We start from the raw sequence: 20,285 nt of genomic DNA, 5'->3' as shown, positions 1-20,285 counted from the left end.
AGGTCTGTCCCATACGATAAGTTCAGTGAATGAAGGTTACCTTCGAGAGAGAAACGAGGTGTGAAAATGAGTAAACAGCTGCAATTCCGGCATGAGCTGAAATTTTTTATTAACTACCACCAATATCTGATCCTGCGCCAGCGCCTGCACAGCCTGATGGATGTCGACCAGAATGCCGGTGAAGGCGGGGAGTATCATATCCGGAGCCTATATTTTGACGATATGCATAATACAGCCCTGGCTGAAAAGCTGGGGGGCCTGAGGGAACGCGCCAAATACCGGATCCGCATCTACAATGTTCAGGATAATGTAATCCACTTCGAGAAAAAAATCAAAATGGACGATTACATCGCCAAAATCAAAGAGCCGCTCACCCGTGAAATGTACGACCAGATTATGGCCGGCAACTACGAGGTGCTGAATGTTCCAGGCAGTCCCCTGTTCATGGAGCTGTACAACGAGATGCGCCACAACCTGCTGCGGCCGAAGGTAATCGTCGATTATGTGCGCGAGCCCTATGTCTGCCATAACGGCAATGTGCGGATTACGTTTGACAAGGAGCTGCGGACCGGGCTGCATGCTACGGATATTTTTGATCAGGAGCTGCGGCCTGTCCGGGCGCTGGATGAGAACTTTATTATTTTCGAGGTCAAATTCGACGAGTACATTCCAGAGTACATCCGGATCGCGCTGCAGCTGGAAGGTTTGAACCGGCAGTCGGCTTCGAAGTATGTGATTTGCCGTAAATTTTTGAAGACCAACACTTGGGAGGATTATTAAAAATGAGCTTTGTATCTACTCTGGCTGCTGCGGGAACAACGGCGGCGCAAGCCAACGACACAGCAACAACCTTTTCGGATATGATCAAAAATTCGGTAGTGGACAATTTTGTATCAGACATCAGCATCTCCAAAATCCTGATCACTCTCGGAGTTGCTTTTCTGATCGGCTTCTTTATTTACCTGCTTTATAAGCGGGTGTTCAGCGGAGTGCTCTATTCCAAAAGCTTCAACGTTTCGCTCATGGGCATGACCATGATCACCGCTACCGTCATTATTGCGATTAACTCGAACCTGGTGCTGTCACTTGGTATGGTCGGCGCCCTGTCCATTGTCCGGTTCAGAACGCCGATCAAAGATCCGACGGACCTGATCTTCCTGTTCTGGGCTGCGGTGGCGGGGATTGTGACCGGGGCGGGCTTTTTCACGCTGGCTATTGTCGGCTCGGTCATTATCGGCCTCATTCTGTTCCTGTTCATTAAACGCTCATCCGTGGAAACTCCGTACCTGCTGGTTATTAACTGCGAAGGTGATGACAGCGAACGCGAGGTGCACAGCCATCTGAACAAATCCGTGAAGCGCTACAACGTGAAGCAAAAAACCGTTACTAAAGGCAATATTGAGCTGACGCTGGAGCTTCGGCTGGACGACAAGGAAGGCGGCTTCGTCAACACTGTCTCTGATATTACCGGTGTCAAAAATGCCCTGCTGATCAGTTACAGCGGCGACTACGTATCCTGAGGAAAGGCGGTGCCGAGATGAAAGCAAGAGGTAAGCCGTTCCTCCTGATGGTGTGCTGCCTGCTGCTGGCTGCCGCTCTGGCCGGGTGTCAGCCGGATAATAATACTGCGGCAGACACCCAGGATCGGGTAGTATCGAACGACGAGCAAAGTCTGGATACGGATGTGTTCCCGAAGGACAAGGTTGTCGATGTTCGTATCACCATTGACCCGGACGATTTCCAGGACATGCTGGACAATGCCAGCGCCGAGGAATACAAAGCAGCATCGGTTGAATATAACGGGATCAAAATGGACAATATCGGTATCCGGACCAAAGGTAACCTAAGCCTGCGCAGTGTCGTGCAGATGAGCGATTCGGACCGTTACAGCTTCAAGATTTCTTTTGACGAGTATGTGAATCAGAATCTGTTCGGGATTACCAAGATCAATCTCAACAACAATTACAGTGACGCTTCCTATATGCGGGAGTTCCTCACCTATGAGCTAGCCGAATCCATGGGCCTGCCGACGCCAAAATACTCCTTCGTTAACATTTATGTCAACGATGAGCTGAAGGGCTTCTATCTCGCGGTGGAACAGATCGGTGATGCTTATCTGGAACGCAACTTTGGCAACTCCTACGGCGCACTGTATAAAGGGGTTATGACCGGCCAAGGCAGCGATCTGACCTGGCTCGGTGACGATGCTTCCCTCTATACCGGACTTGAGATGAAGTCGGAGAAATCGAACGATGATATTCTGGTCGACATGCTAAATGAGCTGAATAACGGCACCGACTATGAAAAATACATCAACGTCGATGCCGCGCTCGGCTACATTGCCCTAAATGCCGTAACCGGCAATATGGACAGCTATCTCGGCAGCAACAAGCAGAACTATTACCTGTACGAGGATGACGGCGTCTTCTCGATCCTGCCGTGGGACTACAACATGGCCTTCGGCGGCATGGGCGGCTCTGACGTCCTGATTGACGAGCCGACCCAAGGCGCACTCGCCGAGCGTCCGCTGGTTGCGAAGCTATTAGCAAATGACGAGTACAAGGCAAAATATCATGCGATTATCCAGCAGATGATTGACGGTTACCTGCAGGACGACACCTTCCAGGCCCGGATGGATGAGCTTGATGCCATGATCTCCAGCTATGTGAAGGCTGACCCTTCCGCCTTCTATACCTTTGAGCAATATGAGAGCGGCGTCCAGTCCGTGAAGACCTTCATGTCGACGATGGCCGCGAGTGTCTCCGGCCAGCTCGACGGCACCATCGCCGCAAGCGGCGACGGCTCCGGCAGCGGCATGGGCGGCTTTGGCGGCGGCATGGGCGGCGGCGCAGGTATGGGCGGTGCCGGCGGGTTTGGCGGCGCGCCGGGTGGCGGTGCGGCTGGCGGGCAGGCGGCCGCGCAGGGCAACGGCGCGGCAACGCAGGGCCAGGTGCCGGCGCAAGGGCAGAGCGCCGCTGACGGGCTGGCGGCGCAGGGCAATGGCGCGGCGGCTCAAGGCGATGCCGCGCAAAGACAGAGCGGCGGCGAGCCGACGGCCGCGCAGGGCAACGGCGCGGCGGCTCAAGGCGATGCCGCGCAAGGGCAAGGCTGGCCGGCCGGACAGTACGGCGGCCAGGGCGGAGCGCCGGGCGCCATGGGCGGCCCGGCACTCCCTGAGGGCGGCAACGGCCCCGGCGGGGACATGGCCGGCGGCTTTGGCGGTGGTGGCTTCGGCGGAGGCGGCATGGGCGGCGGCTTTGGTGGCGGCGACTTCGGCGGCGCACCAGGCAACGCCCAGCAGCAAGGCAGCACCAGTGAAGCCATCACAACTGGCGTTGCGATTGTTGTGCTCCTCCTCGCTGCAGCGTTCGTTACATTTTATAAGCGGAAGCGGCTGTAGACAGCACAGTTAGAATGCAATACTTAATAAATCCAAATAACCTCCAGACGGCAGAGCGTCTGGGGGTTATTTGTTCACTTTTCCTCTACTCAGGCCTTTGCCCGCACATCTAATTGGATTTTTGCTACTTAATTTTATGATTTCTTAACATTTCACATCAATAGTTGGAAAATCGGCACTTAGTTTTGACTACAAACCCCTTTCAATGCAAAAACGGTGAAATTAAGTGTCTTTTTTCCACCTAATATCCTTTTACCATTATTTTATCAAGAATTAGATGACGATTTTCCACTTAGTATCAGACTGCCGATCCGCAACTACAATTCAGCTTCATCAACCGGCACTATTATCTCTGAATTTCGAAAAATCCTTACAGTATAATGTTTACCAGCGTGTACCTCAACGTATCCCGGGGCTAACTTATATGTACTGATCGTACCCTCATCATCAACCAAAACTGTGTCCATGGAGCGGTACTCTGACTGACGGCTTAATGCAGCTACATTTGCCTCCCGATATCCTGTGATAATATCTTTTGTTAACAGATACGTATTCAGAGCTGTTACAAAGATCAACAAAACGGCAAACGCATCTACAAGAAATAGCACCGTCTTTTTCCATGCCTTAGTTATTCCTTGTTTATGGCGAATGATGGATAACGGTAATTCCACAGTCAACGCATATAGGACCAACAATCCACCAAACAGCTCAAACAGTAATATCCGTCTTTCTAATGAAGCGTATTTAACTAATATTATTGAAAGCAATAGAGCAGAAACTAGGATGTACAATAGCCTAATTATATTTCTTTTTTTCATTTAGAGACCTTCTTAGATTGAGATTGAGTAGTTGTTGTATCGGATTCCAGTCACCAGATGGCTGCCTCCCTTTAGAGAACCACAAACATTCTCCACTTACCCACTGTTCTCTCCACACCATGTATACGTTTATTCCATCCCTTACATCATCGTCATCATATCCGTAATGAAATCCGCAGCTCGGGCAGATCTCATCGGATGAAAAACCTCTATCGTCTACAGGAGGTTCATATAATTTGTCGTAACCACAGACAAGACATATATTTGACATGCTCCTGCTAAGCTCCATTAGTCATATAATTTCTTTAATTCATCAATTAATTCTTGCAAATCAGTAATACCCGAACTTTCCATAATATCTTCAACTGAGAGTTCCTTTACGCCCGGATTCTGTTGCATACTCTCACCAAAGATTTTTCTCATTTTGCTTCTCATTTTAGCAAGATAAGCAATGAATTCTTTTTTCACCTCTTCTGTCCTTACATAACCGATTTGCATATCAAGCTGTGTGTATATATGAAATAATATCTCAACCAGTCTTTTCGGTATAAGCTTTTCGTTGCACAGTAATTCCTGCAGTTCATCCATTAACTCAAGTAGCTTGCCGAATGCTGTCTCGTTAATAACCTTCCCTCTCAGCGGTACAACTATTTCTTTGCTAATTGTATCAAGTGAACTCGTGATCTCTTCCACTCTCGTCTTCATAAAACCTCCTTATTACCGCTGATATCGAACGAATCTACTCCCATTGCAGTTGCATTATTAACTCACTCCATTTAAGCATCTGCACATCAGACAGATCTTGTTCGGACCTTTTGTCTGCCACTTTTTTATAGATAAAATAATCCGGCTCCCCATATTGGTTATTTACTAATCTATAATCGTACCAATTCTTCTCATACCTATTATTGAATACAGCATACTTTTTTGCAGCCAAGTCGTAAAAGACTATTTCAGTAATATCAGGAACCCGGTCTTCAGAGACAAAGACGACATAAGCATCATTTGCCGATAAAAACCGGTGAAAATAAAAAGGAGTTACTTTGAAACAGAAATCATTAACAAACGTTGTTCTATGTACTCTCCACATTTCTCCGTTAAGATAATCATTTTCAAGCAGCAGCCCATCGTTATCCTCATCAATAATTTTTACATAATACAGGTAATTTTCAGTTAGATAAATATCATGTATATCAAATTCTCCATTTTGGATCATTTCCTGTTTTACATCTATTTTATGATTTACTTTCCATACAGATTTGCTTCTAATTTCTTTATCAGAACTCCCGATTACATTTCCGTTAAAATCAATTTTTCTAATACAAGTCTTTGCAATAAAAACTTCATCATTAGTGCATGCAAGGAAGCTTATCTCTTCTTCAACTGGACTAGAAAAAAGTACTTTGTCAGCAGAGAGGTTAGTTATATCCATAGTAGCTTTATCATCCTCCAAATGGTGATCTCATTGATCAACGTTACTTTTTCCCTTTTTGGGATACGGCCTAAGCGTTAATGTTGGATTACCTTCTCTTTCCCACCACATGACCTTTGGACCAACTCACAAAACTCCTCTGATTCTTTTGTTGTGACAAAACTAAATTTTCTCAAAAAGCAAACACCCCTTACTATAGCTAGCGGATAAAACAAGGCTATACCATTCTATTAAATGAGACAGCGACAGAGTAAAACCCTTTGATTAACGTCTCAGACTGCCGCTGTTGTCGTTCAACTAACGATTCCTGTTAGCTCATTGGCTAATACTATTTAGGTTCTCTGAACCATTTACTCTCTTCGTTATCTCTCCACGCCATCCAGCCTTGAGGAAGATCAAAAAGTTGAGCTAGCGATGAATCAAGGTTGACCATCTCCATTAATGATAACAAGCGCGCGTCTTCTACATTCACCTCGTCACCATCAAGAAATTGCCACATACCATCCTCCGCATCATGGGTTACATATAAAACGGGACTTTCTCTGTTCAGGATCTTCTCTAGGGTAATGACAGCTACATTTTGTAAATCATCAGCTGGCCACAGGTGGCCTTTATTATTTTCACAAAAACCTTCAGCTATTTCTTGCACTCGTTCAACAGTAATACCATCAATCATTTCTACCGCCAGCGGATGTTCTGTTGGTTCGAGTTCTATGTATGGACTAATACCTTGCCTGTAATGAATCTTCGCCATTAAATTTAAGGTGTCAGGGTAACAGGGGAGAACCGATGAAAACCATCCAAACATTGGCTCCAACAATTCCTGCCTATCCCAATACTCTTGTGCTTTTTCAAAATTCGCAATACTTAATGATACCCATGCTACCCAAATGAACTTTTGCTCAGTCCCGATTACCGGAATTTCAATACACCCGCGGATAAAATAGTTCTCATTGTCCATTACGCATAAATCTTCGCTCAGCTCAAACCTTTCTTCCCGCTCATTAGCAGGGGCGTATTCATAATAAGCCGGAGCAATTGTTCCATAGCTGAATGGAAGGTCATTGCGATATTCCCCACAGCAACTGCAGGTGTATCCATTAATTGTGTTCACTCAGCACCTCCCGTAAGTCGGTTAAACTCCTAAACTATTAAGAATAAGCAAATTCATCAACAATTTCTACTACCTCAATCCTTCCATTAATCAGCAACTCGGGAAGTTCATTATTTTTATTGCCTTGCCAATATTCTTTGGCTTGTTCGATTTTTTTGGAGAAAGGAGTACCGTCTTCCTTTGGTAAAAGACTACCGTCCCCTTCAAATATAGTCCCGATAACCCGAAGCTTCACTATCTGCAAAACCTTTCGATGGTAAGAATCAAACAGTTCTTACCATTTCAACGATTACTTCTCTAATAGCCCGGATAGTTTGCCCTACATACTTCATAGCGACATCTGCATTCTCTTTATTTAGCTTCAATCCATCATTACTAATATGACTTTCCAAAATATAAAGGAAGTCTTCACCCTTAGTTACAAGGTGATAAGCATACAATTCTCTTTCTTGCATTAACCTGCCCCCTTAAATGTTTACATAGGTAGATTCGGCATATTGCAGTAGTCAAAAGGTAGCTACTCCTCGTAAGATACAGTCGCTTTCCTGACAGTTTCATTATTTTTATTAAACAGAACTACCTCATTCTGTGATAACCATACTAGCTTGCCAAGATAACGTGCATAGTTCCATTCATTGGGACGCTCTTTAAAAGCCTCCAATCGCAGAACCTCTCTATTATTTTTGTTTAAGATAATTAGATAAGCTTTTACAACAGTTACTTCATGAACAATATATAGACTTGCTTTATATTTTCGATCAGAGCTTAGCAGGGGCTTTTTCCAAAACCATTCATTCACTAACTTTACGGCCATCACTTGCTCGAAAGCCTTCTCAAAAGGAGCTTCATTCCAGCCCTCTTCAGAAATAATCGTGTATATACCTTTCCTCATCAAATCCAATGTTGTTTCTTTCTTTTCGAGATCATTCATGGAAAAGAAGGTGTCTACGTGAAATTGAACTTGAACTGTACAAACACCCGAATAAACTCTTACCCCAGGTTCAGTTATTTCATCCACACATTCAATTAAGACTTTCCATGAATCAGAGGTTTTGAATTTTTCAAAATATCTTTTAAATAACGAAGCAACACAGCGCACGTGATCCCGAAATTGAATTCTTTTTGGTTTCCAGGTTGCTTCATAATCCTCTATGGTTCCCATACTAGAATATGGGATATCCAAATCGAACTCCTTTAAAATAGGCGTGCTTCCCCTCGCTTCTTCTCTTCAGCGCTTGGTGTGCCTTGATGAAATACCATTCGCCATTTAGAATTTTCATATTTCCATATTGAACTATGTAGTGAATGTTGTTCTTTTTCTTCATTGAATATTTTATACGTTGTTAGAACTATATTTTCAGATAATGGGTGAATATCAAAATCACTTAGATGCATCTTAACAACACCTATTCCATTTATGCCGATCCCGTCTTTTAGGCGCCACACTTTACCCGAACTTCCAATTTCGAAGAACTCCTCTGCAAGCAAAGTTGTGAGTTCTTCTACTGAAGTACGTATCTCCCCTGTTAGTAACTTTTCTTCAAGTGTTAATAGTTCTCTTCGGATCAAATCAACGTTTTTCGTCTCCATCCTATTAATCTCCCAGCATCCCCGTCTACTTTTAGAAATATGTTCAAAATTACAGATAATGATTGCCTCATATCGATATTTTAAAGCAATAATACTATTCAGCCATGCTTTGTTAATATCTTATTTTTCCTTGTAAAATCCATTCCTAGACTAACACCACGATGGAGAATTTAATTAAGCTTTCGGAAACGCTGACTGATTCTAAGGAGACGGAGCCTATTTTTCTTGTTGCAGGGGTGGTCGGTGTGCTTGAGGTGTGGATTATGACAACTGCTTGGCCACTAGACACCTTACAAATACCTGACGCATACTGTATGGTTATAGCCTAGCAGGCGAACAACGGGAAGGAAGTGGAGGTATGGCTGCAAGGATTTTAAGATATTTTGCAGGCGGTAATACAGCTCTTGGTTTCTTTAATTTGTTCGAATCGAATCTTCAGGGACTCCGGCGGATCTTTATACTGAAAGGCGGTCCTGGTACCGGAAAATCATCTCTAATGAAGGCGATTGGCTCGGAGTGGGCGGAACAGGGGTACGATATTGAGCTGATCCACTGTTCATCAGATAAGGATTCCATCGACGCGGTCATTATTCCGGCGCTAAGCGTAGGCATTGTTGACGGCACCGCACCTCATATCATTGAACCCAAGGCTCCAGGAGCGGTTGAGGAATATGTAAATTTAGGCGCGGCTTGGGATTCGAGAGCACTCATTGCCCAAAGGGAGATCATCGGCGAGATCAATCAGCGGGTTGCGGAATCCTATAAAGCTGCGTACAGCGGATTTGCGGAAGCTTTAAAGATTCATGATGAGTGGGAAAAGATTTACTTTGAGCATATGGACTTTAACAAAGCGGATCAATTAACAGCCGGGATGCTGGAGCAGCTTTTTGGTGAAACGCACCTTTCCAAAAGCGCTGTCGTTAAGCACCGGTTCCTGGGAGCAGCGACACCTGCCGGGGCGGTTGATTTTGTACCTAATTTGACCGAAGGGCTGGCGAAACGGTTTTTCATCAAGGGCCGGGCCGGAACAGGCAAATCCACCATGCTCAAAAAGATTGCAGCCGAAGCGGAGAACCGCGGCCTCGATACGGAAATCTATCATTGCGGCTTCGATCCCCATAGTCTGGATATGGTTATTGTGCGTGAGCTTGGTTTTGCGATCTTCGACAGCACGAGTCCGCATGAATATTTTCCGGACCGTGAAGGAGACGTAATCATTGATACGTACGAAACCCTTGTCGCATCAGGAACAGATGAGCGTTATGCCGGACCGCTGGCCGAAGTAAGCACACAATATAAAGCCCAAATGAAGGATGCAATAGCCGCCCTGGCCGAGGCGAAGGTACACCGGGATCAATTAGAAAAGATTTATGTCACAGCCATGGATTTCCGTGTGGTGGATGAGCTGACGGACCGTGTGCGTAGTGAGCTGGTGGAGTGGAGCGCTGTCCGGGGAGATTGATTTGTTGAACGTAAGATAACCGCTTTAAAAACTCTGTTTCGATTACCTAAGGTTGGAACAGAGTTTTTTGAGACTATCCCTTTGTGATTTCAAATGTAATCTGTTTGCAATATAAACTAAAAATATTATTTTCGTATTCAAAGACCTTGAATCTTATATCCTCCAGCTGGTCTTTAGAAATATCCGTGATATCAAAATATGACCAACCTATTAATCCCGGTAGATGTCCTATTTCCAGATCCTTTACTCCCGTAAAGGTTATCAATAATTGTTCGTCGTAATCAAAAGTTGACTTGGCTAGGGTAATTTGTAGAGACATCTGGAATTCTTCTAACTCTGTACCACGCGTTAAATTAAATGAAGTTAAGTAACCGAACCCCTTTTGTATTTTATAAAAATCTGATATTAAATCTTTGTATCTGCTCATGTTTGATTCCCCCCCGACCAGTGTTAGTGCTGCTTAAATATTTATTTCATATTTCAAGCACTGCGCTTTAATCATGTCATCATACTCTTCCTCAGTCAGCAGTAGTTCATGAAAATCCCCTCATACTCTCGGGCACCACTAAATCATTCCATACCATTACTTTGTCCGTAAAATATCATCCCTATCTTGGCATTCTTCTCCTCCTCCGCACCAAATGTAAGTTCTTCAGACCGTTTGTTCACACTGTACCCGCTCAACCTGCAACCCGGCATACTTAAAAACCGGCAATACTCTTTCCAGGTACCAGCTAAAATCAGTCATATCTATCTCACCTTGATTTTCAACACTTTTTCTGGCTATCGATAAACTAAATCCTATATGATTTGCGTTAAACAACAGCATGTCACATCCGATGTCCGAATCCCTCCGTAACAACTGGATGCCCACGATTTCTTGTTGTGCCTGTTTCAGTTCGATGATATTCAAGATACAGGCGCTATTCATAACTTCACTCTGCCAGTTAAAATGGTCTCCATCCCCTAAAGGCAGAAATGTGACTTCTCCGTTATGGTTGACGTAATCCCAGCCTTCTTTTACAAACTGCTTAATTAAGTCCTGGGCTGATAGATTGGTGCTACTCTGTTCGCTTAAATGAATATCAATCCATGCGGATATGGACATATTTCATCCTCCCACTCAATTATTACTAGCCAAAATAATCTTTTAGCTTCCTATCATTAACAGGTTTAATTTTCTAAAAGTAATTCTGTTTATATAGATTTTCTATTGTGTGCACTATCTTATCTTTATTAACTTCACTGACCAAAATTAGGTTGGGGTCCACGGAATAATATCCGTAGTTCTCAACTTCTAATTCCAAATCCTGTTGAAGACGCACAATATCGTAAACTGCTACATTAAAAAGCTCATCCGCTATTTTCACATAGACATCTAATCGAAAACCCTTGTTCACAGCCTCGTACTCTGCCAGTTCTGTATCCTCTAGAAAATACACTTTAATTTCACTCATTATTTAAATCTCCTGTTCTATACTTCAAATGACGCCTCCAGCGAAGATATGTAAGTGTACCTGCCAACAAACACGCTATCGGGACGCCAATAAATAGAGAATTAGATACCAGTGCCGATAAAAGAGGGGCATCTCCTTGCAAATTAAAGATCACCTGTTCTGACCCGTAGGAATAAATAATAAAAGACAGCAGTACAGCCGGGATGTACAAAATGAGGCTCAAGATACCCGGTTTGTTTTTCTTAACGAAGTCGTAAATGATTAAAACAATTTCTACTAAATATAGAAAGCTCATTTTGGTCTGAATATTTCTAATTTCATCAAAGACAAAAGTGGGAACTTCCCATCCTGGCCCAGTTTGCGTAACTGAGAGTAATTTAAAAGATAATATCAACAGAATTAGAAACCCGACATACCTGCATCGAAAGATTATGGAATTCATTCAAACGCTCCTTCAAATTTAATGTCTCTCACTTTTCACCTCATTATTTAATAATTTCCTTATATCTTTGATATCACTTGTAAGTTGTGCCGCTAAATGTTTATTTTCTTCGAAGTCGCGTGCTGTTAAATTCATCCCACCAAAGAAATCAATATGCAGGATCATAATTTTATCTTTAATTTCTTATTCTACACCGGAATAATTAGTTTCATAAAATGTATTTAGAACATGCATTTTGGATCTGAGAATGCCAACCTGCTCAATGTCAATCTCAAAAACATCAAGTACTTCTGATACCCGTTGGTAGAACTCCGATTTTCCGGCATCTTTTCTCTACACAGTCATAGGTTAGTCCTCACCCACACCGTCGTAACCATCCCCCAAAGAGACAAACTCATCTTCCAGCCAATAAAAATATCCGCCCTGATTGGCAAGCAGACACTGCAACAAATCCGTAAAAGACTTGGCAATTACCGGGCAGTCGCCGATTAATCCGTGGGTTTCATGGAAGCTTTCATAGCACTTTCCGAGCCGTCCGGTTGCTAAATCTATAGTTAAATAATCCGAATTCCCGGCATCTCCAATAATGTACCAGGATGAAGTCCTGTCCTCTTCGAATTGTTCGCCTAGTATGACCGGATTGGCAGGCACGAGCTGATCTGGCGGTACGATGATAATGTCATAATCAGCTCCTTCAAACAGAACTGCCCCGCCGCATAACGAATAAAACTCCAGCAGGTCTGCCGGCAGCCGGTGATTCGGATTCAATATTTCCGGCATTCCTACAGGAGGCAACAGTTTACAGCTTTCCAAACGTCTTATTGTAGAAATAATATCCCTGATCATAGCTCCTCCTCAAAATAGGCATCCAAGTGAAATACGCAGTCTTGCTCTTCTCTACATTTAATGTAGACATATTTAACCATATACACAACAAAAAACTGCGGACACCCCATCCCAGTACAGGACAAAGCCATCCGCAGTTACTTCTCTTTTCACCATTATTCCGCTGTTTCCCAAAAGTCTGTTAACCGTTTATCCAGTTTTCCTAAACCGCCTACTCCTTCTTCCCCCGCAGCAGCGCAACCGCCGACAGCAGGAAGGCCAGCAGGGAAATCCCAAGGGTAATGTAGACCATCGGTGAGGTACTGCCCGACTCCGCATTTTCCATAATCGCCTCATGCTCATCCATCGTCATCGAGCCGGAGCCCATGTCCATTCCACCATGGGAGTGGCTGTCACTGCCGCCTGCGGCCTGGACAATTTCAGTGATCGAGTGCGGACTTTCGCTGCCTTCTTCACCGGACCATTGCACCAGACTGCCGTCAGCATAGTGCTGGTAGGCATCCCAGGCGATGTCGCCTGCGGTGTCGGGGTTCTTGGCAGTGAAGTAGAAGCGCTGGAACTGGCCGGCCAGAATGCCGTCGCCGGATGCGATCCAGCTGACTTTGTTGCCTTCAACGGTTACAGTCCAGCCGGGCGTCGTTTCATATTGTTTGAACTCGGCACCTTCCGGCATGCGCAGGTCAATCTGCGTGGTAGCGACGTCTTTTTCAGATGGCACCTTCAGTGTATAGGTTTCCCAAGCGCCTGTGGTGGATTCAGCCGGTGATACGGTTACATGGGCGCTTGCTACAGCGGCGAACAGGGATAGTGCAGCTGCCATAGGGGCAGCGAGTGTCATTAGTTTACGAAGCAGTTTATTCAAGTTAATTCCCCCTCAATCGATGATTGTTTCTTCTAATAATGCTCTATCTTTTCCGCGGAAAATCCCGCTCTCGGCGGGCCAGTCCCTGCTCCAGGGCATACCGGGTCAGCTGTGTACGGTTCTGGAGCTGCAGCTTTTGCAAAATGTTCTTAAGATGATTTTTGACCGTATGCTCGGAAATCCCCAGGGTGGCTGCAATCTCCTTGTTTGTGGAACCGGAGGATACACAGCCCAGTATTTCCTTCTCGCGCGCCGTTAATGCTTCCTGTTCCTCTTTTACAGAGGTCACCGCAAATTCCTTCAGAATCTGAAAAGCCAGCTCCCGGCTCAGCGGAACCTCCTCACTGACAATCGCCAGCAAATATTCAATCCAGGTCGACGGGGCCAGGTTTTTCAGCAGATACCCCTGTGCGCCCTGCTTCAGCGCCTCGAACAAATAAGAGATTTCATCCGAGACGGTGACGATGACGATCTTGACATACGGATACTCCAGCTTGATGCGCCGCGTGGTTTCCAGCCCGTCCATGCCCGGCATCTCGATATCGATCAGGATCAGGTCGGGCATCCACTGCCCGGTCATGACAATCGCCTCAGCACCGCTTCCCACTGCCCCGATTACTTCAAAACGTTCATCCAGCGACACAATCTCGGTCATGGCCTCACGCGCATGCGCATGGTCATCGACGATCATCACCCGGCAGCGGTTCATCTGCGGTTCCTCCCTTCGCAATTTCGACTGTCGTTCCGGCCGGCCCTGATACAAGCGCAAGCTTCCAGCCCATACTGACTGCGCGTTCTCTCATAATCTGCAAACCATAGCTTCCATTTACCTGAAAAGGGTCCTCGTGCACTATACCGGCGCCATTATCGGCTACGCTCACCTTCCAGCACTGATGATCGCCAGCACCTGTAACGACAACCCGGCCGGCACGCGTATGCTTGCGCACATTGATAATCGCCTCACGGATGCAGGACAGCAGCTCGGCCTGTTCCTTGCTTGACAATGCATCCTCCTGCAGCTGCCAGTCCAGTGCGACGTCAATCATCACCTCACCGGCGATTCTGCCCAGCTGCTCCTGCACCGAACGTTCCAGCGAAAAATCCGCACTGCCGGAGACCGGCACCTTCAGGCTGGCAATCGCCTGGCGTACATAGCGGTTGACCTCGTGCACTGTTTTTTTGAGCTGTTCTACATTCTCTGCGCTGACCGTGCCCTTCTTCTGGTTCTGCTCCAGCCGGTCAATCCGCACAGACAACAGAAACAAAGACTGCGCCATCCCATCATGCAGCTCCTTGGCCAGCCCTTCACGGGCCTCCATGGCCGAGGTTGCCGCCCGCTTCTGCTCCAGCTCCTGCTGATTGCGCTCCATAATCCGGAACAGCGGCAGCAGCAGAATGATGCTGAATACAAAAACAAGCACCGGCGTTAAGTAGTTCCCCATATCCATCGAGATGTACGGCATCAGAAACTGGTGGCGCACGAACTCCCAGATCCCGACCATTAATGTGGGAATCAGCAGAATCAGCAGCTTAATTGTCTTATACGTTGCCGTCCCCTCCCCAAATCCTTCGTTTAATTTATCACTGCCAGCCGGCTCCCGGCATGACTCTTTCGGGCTATACCTTCACATTAAATGTTACAAAATTAAGTATTTTAAAAATTATCAGATACTCGACGTAAACACCTGACTGCCAGATACACCAGCATTAATTATGTACAGCCTCCTCTATTATTCACGATTCCTGTTCGCGAAACAACTTCCGATAAGGTACACTAGGAGCAAAGCGCTGTACAGGCGTGTACTCAAGTTTATTGTTACAGGAGCGAATACGAAATGAAACGGATAACGATTCTTATCGCCGACGACGATGCCGACATTGCCGGACTGGTAGCTCTGCATCTGGAAAAAGAGGGCTATCATACCGTCAAGGTGACCGACGGCAAAGCCGCGGTACAAGCCGTCCAGTCCCGCCATATTGACCTTGCGGTGCTCGACATTATGATGCCCGGACTGGACGGGCATGAGGTGACCCGGCAGATCAGGGAGCAGCATCAGCTCCCGATTATTTTTCTGAGTGCGAAGACCTCGGACCTCGACAAAATCACCGGGCTCGTCATCGGCGCCGATGATTATATGACCAAGCCGTTTAATCCGATGGAGCTGGTTGCCCGGGTGAACGCACAGCTGCGCCGTTTTATGCAGCTTAACCAGCCCCAGGCGGAGCGTAAACCTGTGCTGGAATCCGGAGGACTGGTTATTGACCCTGACCGCAGGACTGTGGAGCTGTTCGGCAACAATGTCGAGCTCACGCCCAAGGAATTCGACATCCTGTACCTGCTCGCCAGCTACCCTAAGAAGGTATTCAGTGCGGAGAATCTGTTTCAGCAGGTGTGGGGCGAGGCTTATTTTGAGAGCGGGAATACAGTTATGGTTCACATCCGCACCTTGCGTAAGAAGCTTGGTGAAGAACAGGACAAGAATAAACTGATCAAAACCATATGGGGAGTAGGTTATACATTCAATGGCTAGACGGTTTCGCAGCTTCCGCTTTCAGATGATTTTCCTGCTCACACTGAGCATGCTCTGCTCGGGCATCCTGACCTATGCGCTGTACAAAATGCTGCAGCAGTACTATACGGCCAATGTTTTGGCCGAAGACCCGCTGGCCCGCTTCCGCTATTTAATCGGCAACATCGGGGATCTTAACTTTTTCCTGATCTTTTTCATCCCCCTGGCCCTTGTTTTCTTCTATCTGTTTACGAAACCATATGCCCGTTATTTCCGGGAAATCTCGCTGCAGATCCGCCAGCTGGCCGAAGGTAATTTCAGCAGCCGGATCATCATCCCCTCCAAGGATGAATTCGGGGATATTGCTGCCGACCTGAACCTGGCCAGCGGCAAGCTGCAGCAGGCAGTGGAGCGCGGGGATTTTGCCGAGAACAGCAAGGACCAGCTGGTGCTCAATCTGGCACACGATCTGCGCACCCCGCTTACGTCTGTACTCGGATATCTCGATTATGTGCTGAAGGATAAAGAATTGTCTGCCGAGCAGGTCCGGCATTACACCTCCATCGCCTATACCAAATCACGGCGGCTGGAACGGCTGATCGATGAGCTGTTTGAGCTTACCCGGATGAACTACGGCATGCTGAAGATTGACAGCAGTCCGCTTGATCTGAGCGAGCTGCTTATCCAGCTCCATGAGGAGCTGTACCCGCTGCTTGACAACAACGGGCTGACCGCCCGGCTGGAGCTTGCTCCGGTAATGGAGATTCAAGGTGACGGAGAGCTGCTGGCCCGTGTATTCGAGAATCTGCTGACCAATGCGGTCCGTTACGGCAAAGACGGCCAGTATGTTGATATCAGCTGCAGTGCGGAAGACGGACAGGCCGTCGTCCGGGTAACGAATTATGGCGGCAGTATCCTGCCTGAGGATCTGCCCTATGTATTTGATATGTTTTATACCGGCGACCGGGCGCGTAGCCACCAGGAGGGCAGCACAGGACTTGGCCTGTTCATCGCCAAAAACATAGTCGAGCAGCACAAAGGTACAATCTCCGTAAACAGCGATCCCTTACGGACTAGCTTTGAGGTCAGATTGCCATTGGAGCGCTAAACTGCAAATCAGGCTGCCCGCTTATCTCCTTTTAAGAAAAAATTTATTTTTACCCCGCTTCTTTTTAAACGGTCATCCCTATTCTTGAGTTATCAGGATTAGGAGGATGCCGGAATGAAGAAGCGGGTTTTTTGTGCGGTTATAATTGCATTGCTTGGCTGGGAAGTGCTGCATCAGTATACGGGGAATGATGAGCGTATGGACAGGCTGCAGCCGGCGCAGGTTACGAATGGAGGCAACAGCCTGTCAGATTTAACCGCCGTTTCGGCAGACCGGATCTATCAGGGCAATCTGCTGCTGGTTAACCAGGATTATCCGGTACACACAGAAGGCATAACAGCGGATGTGATCCGTCTGGCAGAGCACGGGGAGCTGACCGGCGGGTACGCGCTGCTTGATAACGGCATCCAGCTATCCAAAAAAGTTGCCTTGCAATTCTCTAAAATGATAGGAGCAGCAGATAAAGATGGTGTCAGCCAGTTTCTGATCAGCAGCGGCTACCGTGATACGGACAAACAGCAGCAGCTCTATGAGCAAAAAGGAGCCGATTACGCCCTTCCGCCCGGCCACAGCGAACACAACCTCGGCTTGTCACTGGACATCGGGTCCTCGCAGATGGAGATGAGCCGTGCACCGGAAGGGCGGTGGCTGGAGGCCAACGCCTGGGACTATGGTTTTATCCTGCGTTATCCCAAGGACAAGTCGGACATCACCGGCATCCAGTATGAGCCCTGGCATTTCCGTTATGTCGGTTTGCCGCACAGCATCATTATGCGTGACAAGCAGTACACACTCGAGGAATACCTTGAGTATTTGAAGCAGCAGCAGACGATTTCGGTAAACGTGCAGGGCATCGTATATCAGATTTCCTATTATACCATTAACGGCAGCAGCACCTTCATCCCCATACCTGCAGGCCAGAAGTACAATATTTCCGGGAATAATATGGACGGTGTAATCGTGACGGCACATCCGTAATATCTTCTTCCATATATCTTCTTTCATAATTTCTTCTCAGCGGTATTTTTTATCTCAGAAAGGAGCATTATCTATGAACCAGACCAGAGTTATGCGTGAAAAAAAGACTGCTCCTGTGAAAAGCACCGGGCAGCCGGCTGTCTCTTTTGCCAAGCTCCGTTCAGCCGGACTGCAGGCCTTATTCGCCGTCTATATTTATGTACTCTTCAAAATCATCCTGTTCAAGTTCAGTCCGATCGACTTCCGTTTTCTGTGGCATCAGCTGCAGCGCAGTCCGGATACCATCTTACGCCAGCTGTGGACTGGCAACTTTACTCCGCTGGAGACGGTTTACAATACGTTTGATTCCGTTACTGTAACAAAGCTGGTAAACCTCGTCGGGAATGTCGCGTTATTTATCCCTTTTGGTATATTTATAGCGCTGCTGTCCTCTAACCGGCAGATTACCTGGTTTGGTGTAATGTTACGGGCCTTCGGAGTGAGTGCTGTGCTCGAATGTGCGCAGGGTCTGTTTTCGATCGGTACCTTTGATGTCGACGATCTGCTGCTCAACACTTTGGGCGGTGTGGTCGGCTATTGCCTGCTGAGGTTATGGCAGGCAGGCCAAAAAGCCCGGCAGGCACAATCACGTGACAGCGGGCAAACATAGAAAACGTCCGTTACAGGTGCAGATGTAAGTGCCAGCAGGCTGTTGGCTGGTGCTGGAACAACGCTGCATGCCGACGAGCAAACTAAGTGTAAATTCGCCACCTATTTTTGGGTAAATAGCCCGATGGTCGAGACTAATTGGAAAAATGACACTTATTTTCGCTACTTTTGCGCCTATACCATGTTTGGGCCTGAATTAAGTAGCGTTTTTCCACTTAGTAGTCTCAAAATCCGGGGAACGCTGATATTAGGTAGCAAAAATCCAACTAAAACTGTTGGGCACCTGATAGGAAGGTTACTGGAACAACCGTGCAGTCTGCTGCCGAGCAAACTAAGTGTAAATTCGCCACCTAATTCGGGGGTAAATAGCCCAATGGCCGAGTCTAGTTGGAAAAAAGACACCTAATTCCGCTACTTTTTCGCCTATACCATGTTTGGGCCTGAATAAGTAGCGTTTTTCCACTTAGTAGTCTCAAAATCCGGGGAACGCTGATATTAGGTAGCAAAAATCCAACTAGTTACATGGGTCCAGGGTGGGGAAGCTGCTGGTCAGGGCCATTTGTCAATTCTGGTGCAGGCTGTTCGTCTGTATCCAGCCATGCTATAGCCCCTGTTTCCTCCATCTACATTGGCGAGGTATAACGGCTATACTGGATGTCCAGCTCCTTGAGCGTCTCTCCGGTCTGCGACAGGAAGAAGCTGTTGATCCCTTCTGCCCCGAGCCAGTTGATGCCCAGCAGTAATCCGCCTTGTGTCTCAGCTGCAAACAACAGTGAGAACATCTGCGGAACGACTTCACCGCCGTCGTCGACACGCCAGACCGAGTATTCGTTATCGGTGATCTCGGCCGGATAATCCATAAAGCTGAGCTTACCGTTATCCTCCAGCACCAGGCTGAACAGCATATCCTTATCCTGTCTTACGAACTGGACTAGATACAGCTCCCGGCCGGGCGGCAGAGAGGCCAGCTTCCAGGCGGACATGATCTCCCGCTGCTTGGCCTCCGCTATGCTCTTGCGCACCGGGTCAGCTTCCGGCAGCTGTCCAGCCTCAGAAGAAGCCGGTTCAACAGGCACCAGAGTCTCCAGATTGAAGGCTGATGAATCAGCCAGATAATACGTATCATCCGGAGCCGCCGCGCCGCCCTCTACTGTGAACACATAGCCGGATAAGTTATGCAGATTGGCGGCCAGCTCACGGCCGTTGTTCTGATCACTTCCCTCCTGCCACTGCTCGAACCGCACTTTAAACACCTGTCCGCCGCTGCCTATAGCGGTATCAAGTGCCTCCATCTGCGCCTGCTCGTCATTCCCCTCCCGGGTGACAAGGATCTGCTTGCCGGCTTCCCCGGCAAACCCCAACACCGGCTGCAGCGCAGCCGGATCAATCACCGCCGCAGGGGCGGTCGTATCCGCCTGAGCAGGCGTTTGCTCTGCCGCTGCCGGAGAAGCTGCTGCTGCAGAGGTCCCGCTGGCTGCAGCAGCAGCTGACGCGGCCGGACTTACACCGCCCCGATCAGCATTCTGCCCGCCACCAGAACCTGCACAGCCCGCGAGGCCAAGTGTAATGGCCATAACAGCCGGCAGTACAACAGCCGGCTTGAGTCTTTTAGACATGC

The 20,285-nt window shown here is 47.3% G+C and carries 21 protein-coding genes and 2 pseudogenes; 8 read left to right on the top strand and 15 right to left on the bottom strand.

What is annotated here, in order from left to right; genetic code table 11:
- Window positions 1-66 precede the first annotated feature (66 nt).
- The 3 genes from NST84_RS11845 to NST84_RS11835 are packed head-to-tail and all read left to right on the top strand — an operon-like array spanning window position 67 to window position 3,400.
- Window positions 67-780, top strand: coding sequence for a polyphosphate polymerase domain-containing protein (locus tag NST84_RS11845; RefSeq protein ID WP_342565764.1), 714 nt, complete (start codon window positions 67-69; stop codon window positions 778-780).
- Window positions 781-782: 2 nt separating this feature from the next.
- Window positions 783-1,520: a DUF4956 domain-containing protein gene (locus NST84_RS11840; protein ID WP_342565763.1), complete on the top strand. Its 738-nt coding sequence runs from the start codon at window positions 783-785 to the stop codon at window positions 1,518-1,520.
- A 17-nt stretch (window positions 1,521-1,537) separates the two neighbouring features.
- Entirely contained in the window at window positions 1,538-3,400 is a 1,863-nt protein-coding gene (locus NST84_RS11835) for a CotH kinase family protein (RefSeq protein WP_342565762.1), read from the top strand.
- A gap of 317 nt (window positions 3,401-3,717) precedes the next feature.
- Here the strand turns inward: NST84_RS11835 and NST84_RS11830 are convergent, their stop codons facing one another.
- From NST84_RS11830 to NST84_RS11800, 7 genes and pseudogenes are all read right to left on the bottom strand, one after another.
- Window positions 3,718-4,218: a hypothetical protein gene (locus NST84_RS11830; RefSeq protein WP_342565761.1), complete on the bottom strand. Its 501-nt coding sequence runs from the start codon at window positions 4,216-4,218 to the stop codon at window positions 3,718-3,720.
- 288 nt (window positions 4,219-4,506) lie between these two features.
- A complete protein-coding gene (locus NST84_RS11825; protein WP_342565760.1) occupies window positions 4,507-4,923 on the bottom strand; it encodes a hypothetical protein in 417 nt (138 codons plus the stop codon).
- Window positions 4,924-4,957: 34 nt separating this feature from the next.
- Window positions 4,958-5,671 carry a hypothetical protein gene (locus NST84_RS11820; protein ID WP_342565759.1) on the bottom strand — a complete coding sequence of 238 codons (714 nt, stop codon included), beginning with the start codon at window positions 5,669-5,671 and terminating at the stop codon, window positions 4,958-4,960.
- Window positions 5,672-6,281: 610 nt separating this feature from the next.
- Window positions 6,282-6,764 (bottom strand): annotated as a pseudogene (locus NST84_RS11815) (DUF2199 domain-containing protein); the annotation flags it as partial.
- 37 nt (window positions 6,765-6,801) lie between these two features.
- Window positions 6,802-7,219: pseudogene (locus NST84_RS11810) on the bottom strand (DUF2441 domain-containing protein).
- Window positions 7,220-7,281: 62 nt separating this feature from the next.
- Window positions 7,282-7,947: a hypothetical protein gene (locus tag NST84_RS11805; protein WP_342565758.1), complete on the bottom strand. Its 666-nt coding sequence runs from the start codon at window positions 7,945-7,947 to the stop codon at window positions 7,282-7,284.
- 11 nt (window positions 7,948-7,958) lie between these two features.
- Window positions 7,959-8,354: a DUF4440 domain-containing protein gene (locus NST84_RS11800; RefSeq protein ID WP_342565757.1), complete on the bottom strand. Its 396-nt coding sequence runs from the start codon at window positions 8,352-8,354 to the stop codon at window positions 7,959-7,961.
- A gap of 358 nt (window positions 8,355-8,712) precedes the next feature.
- Between NST84_RS11800 and NST84_RS11795 the strand changes: the two genes are divergently transcribed.
- A complete protein-coding gene (locus tag NST84_RS11795; RefSeq protein WP_342565756.1) occupies window positions 8,713-9,816 on the top strand; it encodes a PRK06851 family protein in 1,104 nt (367 codons plus the stop codon).
- 73 nt (window positions 9,817-9,889) lie between these two features.
- Here NST84_RS11795 and NST84_RS11790 read toward each other — a convergent pair whose 3' ends face one another.
- The 7 genes from NST84_RS11790 to NST84_RS11760 form a co-directional block, all read right to left on the bottom strand.
- Window positions 9,890-10,243, bottom strand: coding sequence for a hypothetical protein (locus NST84_RS11790; RefSeq protein WP_342565755.1), 354 nt, complete (start codon window positions 10,241-10,243; stop codon window positions 9,890-9,892).
- A gap of 225 nt (window positions 10,244-10,468) precedes the next feature.
- Window positions 10,469-10,924, bottom strand: coding sequence for a hypothetical protein (locus NST84_RS11785; protein WP_342565754.1), 456 nt, complete (start codon window positions 10,922-10,924; stop codon window positions 10,469-10,471).
- Window positions 10,925-10,997: 73 nt separating this feature from the next.
- A complete protein-coding gene (locus NST84_RS11780; protein ID WP_342565753.1) occupies window positions 10,998-11,273 on the bottom strand; it encodes a hypothetical protein in 276 nt (91 codons plus the stop codon).
- 790 nt (window positions 11,274-12,063) lie between these two features.
- Window positions 12,064-12,495 carry an SMI1/KNR4 family protein gene (locus tag NST84_RS11775; RefSeq protein ID WP_342565752.1) on the bottom strand — a complete coding sequence of 144 codons (432 nt, stop codon included), beginning with the start codon at window positions 12,493-12,495 and terminating at the stop codon, window positions 12,064-12,066.
- A gap of 277 nt (window positions 12,496-12,772) precedes the next feature.
- A complete protein-coding gene (locus NST84_RS11770) occupies window positions 12,773-13,423 on the bottom strand; it encodes a DUF1775 domain-containing protein (RefSeq protein WP_342565751.1) in 651 nt (216 codons plus the stop codon).
- A gap of 43 nt (window positions 13,424-13,466) precedes the next feature.
- On the bottom strand, window positions 13,467-14,132 hold the full coding sequence (locus NST84_RS11765) for a response regulator transcription factor (protein ID WP_342565750.1): 666 nt from the start codon (window positions 14,130-14,132) through the stop codon (window positions 13,467-13,469).
- Complete coding sequence (locus tag NST84_RS11760; RefSeq protein WP_342565749.1) at window positions 14,101-14,925, bottom strand: histidine kinase; 825 nt, start codon at window positions 14,923-14,925, stop codon at window positions 14,101-14,103. Before NST84_RS11760 ends, NST84_RS11765 begins: the two co-directional genes overlap by 32 nt.
- Before the next feature lie 333 nt (window positions 14,926-15,258).
- On the opposite strand from NST84_RS11760, the gene NST84_RS11755 reads away from it, so the two are divergent.
- The 4 genes from NST84_RS11755 to NST84_RS11740 all read left to right on the top strand — a co-directional run bounded on the left by NST84_RS11755 (window position 15,259) and on the right by NST84_RS11740 (window position 18,668).
- Window positions 15,259-15,954: a response regulator transcription factor gene (locus NST84_RS11755; protein ID WP_342565748.1), complete on the top strand. Its 696-nt coding sequence runs from the start codon at window positions 15,259-15,261 to the stop codon at window positions 15,952-15,954.
- Window positions 15,947-17,041 (top strand): HAMP domain-containing sensor histidine kinase, encoded by a 1,095-nt coding sequence (locus tag NST84_RS11750; protein ID WP_342565747.1) that lies wholly within the window; start codon window positions 15,947-15,949, stop codon window positions 17,039-17,041. Before NST84_RS11755 ends, NST84_RS11750 begins: the two co-directional genes overlap by 8 nt.
- Window positions 17,042-17,155: 114 nt before the next feature.
- A complete protein-coding gene (locus NST84_RS11745; RefSeq protein WP_342565746.1) occupies window positions 17,156-18,019 on the top strand; it encodes a M15 family metallopeptidase in 864 nt (287 codons plus the stop codon).
- A gap of 73 nt (window positions 18,020-18,092) precedes the next feature.
- On the top strand, window positions 18,093-18,668 hold the full coding sequence (locus NST84_RS11740) for a VanZ family protein (protein ID WP_342565745.1): 576 nt from the start codon (window positions 18,093-18,095) through the stop codon (window positions 18,666-18,668).
- A 622-nt stretch (window positions 18,669-19,290) separates the two neighbouring features.
- Here NST84_RS11740 and NST84_RS11735 read toward each other — a convergent pair.
- Entirely contained in the window at window positions 19,291-20,283 is a 993-nt protein-coding gene (locus tag NST84_RS11735) for a hypothetical protein (RefSeq protein ID WP_342565744.1), read from the bottom strand.
- Between the last annotated feature and the right edge of the window lie 2 nt (window positions 20,284-20,285).

Origin of the sequence: Paenibacillus sp. FSL R7-0345, assembly GCF_038595055.1 — a bacterium.
In the GTDB taxonomy this organism is placed as follows: Bacteria; Bacillota; Bacilli; order Paenibacillales; family Paenibacillaceae; genus Paenibacillus_AQ.
The sequence above is the reverse complement of the archived record's forward strand: the minus strand, read 5'-3'. Positions and strand labels throughout refer to the sequence as shown.

Coding starts and splice junctions, on each gene's coding strand:
- NST84_RS11845 (WP_342565764.1), top strand. CDS start 67: ATGAGTAAACAGCTGCAATTCCGGCATGAGCTGAAATTTTTTATTAAC.
- NST84_RS11840 (WP_342565763.1), top strand. CDS start 783: ATGAGCTTTGTATCTACTCTGGCTGCTGCGGGAACAACGGCGGCGCAA.
- NST84_RS11835 (WP_342565762.1), top strand. CDS start 1,538: ATGAAAGCAAGAGGTAAGCCGTTCCTCCTGATGGTGTGCTGCCTGCTG.
- NST84_RS11830 (WP_342565761.1), bottom strand. CDS start 4,218: ATGAAAAAAAGAAATATAATTAGGCTATTGTACATCCTAGTTTCTGCT.
- NST84_RS11825 (WP_342565760.1), bottom strand. CDS start 4,923: ATGAAGACGAGAGTGGAAGAGATCACGAGTTCACTTGATACAATTAGC.
- NST84_RS11800 (WP_342565757.1), bottom strand. CDS start 8,354: ATGGAGACGAAAAACGTTGATTTGATCCGAAGAGAACTATTAACACTT.
- NST84_RS11795 (WP_342565756.1), top strand. CDS start 8,713: ATGGCTGCAAGGATTTTAAGATATTTTGCAGGCGGTAATACAGCTCTT.
- NST84_RS11790 (WP_342565755.1), bottom strand. CDS start 10,243: ATGAGCAGATACAAAGATTTAATATCAGATTTTTATAAAATACAAAAG.
- NST84_RS11785 (WP_342565754.1), bottom strand. CDS start 10,924: ATGTCCATATCCGCATGGATTGATATTCATTTAAGCGAACAGAGTAGC.
- NST84_RS11780 (WP_342565753.1), bottom strand. CDS start 11,273: ATGAGTGAAATTAAAGTGTATTTTCTAGAGGATACAGAACTGGCAGAG.
- NST84_RS11775 (WP_342565752.1), bottom strand. CDS start 12,495: ATGCCGGAAATATTGAATCCGAATCACCGGCTGCCGGCAGACCTGCTG.
- NST84_RS11765 (WP_342565750.1), bottom strand. CDS start 14,132: ATGAACCGCTGCCGGGTGATGATCGTCGATGACCATGCGCATGCGCGT.
- NST84_RS11760 (WP_342565749.1), bottom strand. CDS start 14,925: ATGGTCGGGATCTGGGAGTTCGTGCGCCACCAGTTTCTGATGCCGTAC.
- NST84_RS11755 (WP_342565748.1), top strand. CDS start 15,259: ATGAAACGGATAACGATTCTTATCGCCGACGACGATGCCGACATTGCC.
- NST84_RS11750 (WP_342565747.1), top strand. CDS start 15,947: ATGGCTAGACGGTTTCGCAGCTTCCGCTTTCAGATGATTTTCCTGCTC.
- NST84_RS11745 (WP_342565746.1), top strand. CDS start 17,156: ATGAAGAAGCGGGTTTTTTGTGCGGTTATAATTGCATTGCTTGGCTGG.
- NST84_RS11740 (WP_342565745.1), top strand. CDS start 18,093: ATGAACCAGACCAGAGTTATGCGTGAAAAAAAGACTGCTCCTGTGAAA.
- NST84_RS11735 (WP_342565744.1), bottom strand. CDS start 20,283: ATGTCTAAAAGACTCAAGCCGGCTGTTGTACTGCCGGCTGTTATGGCC.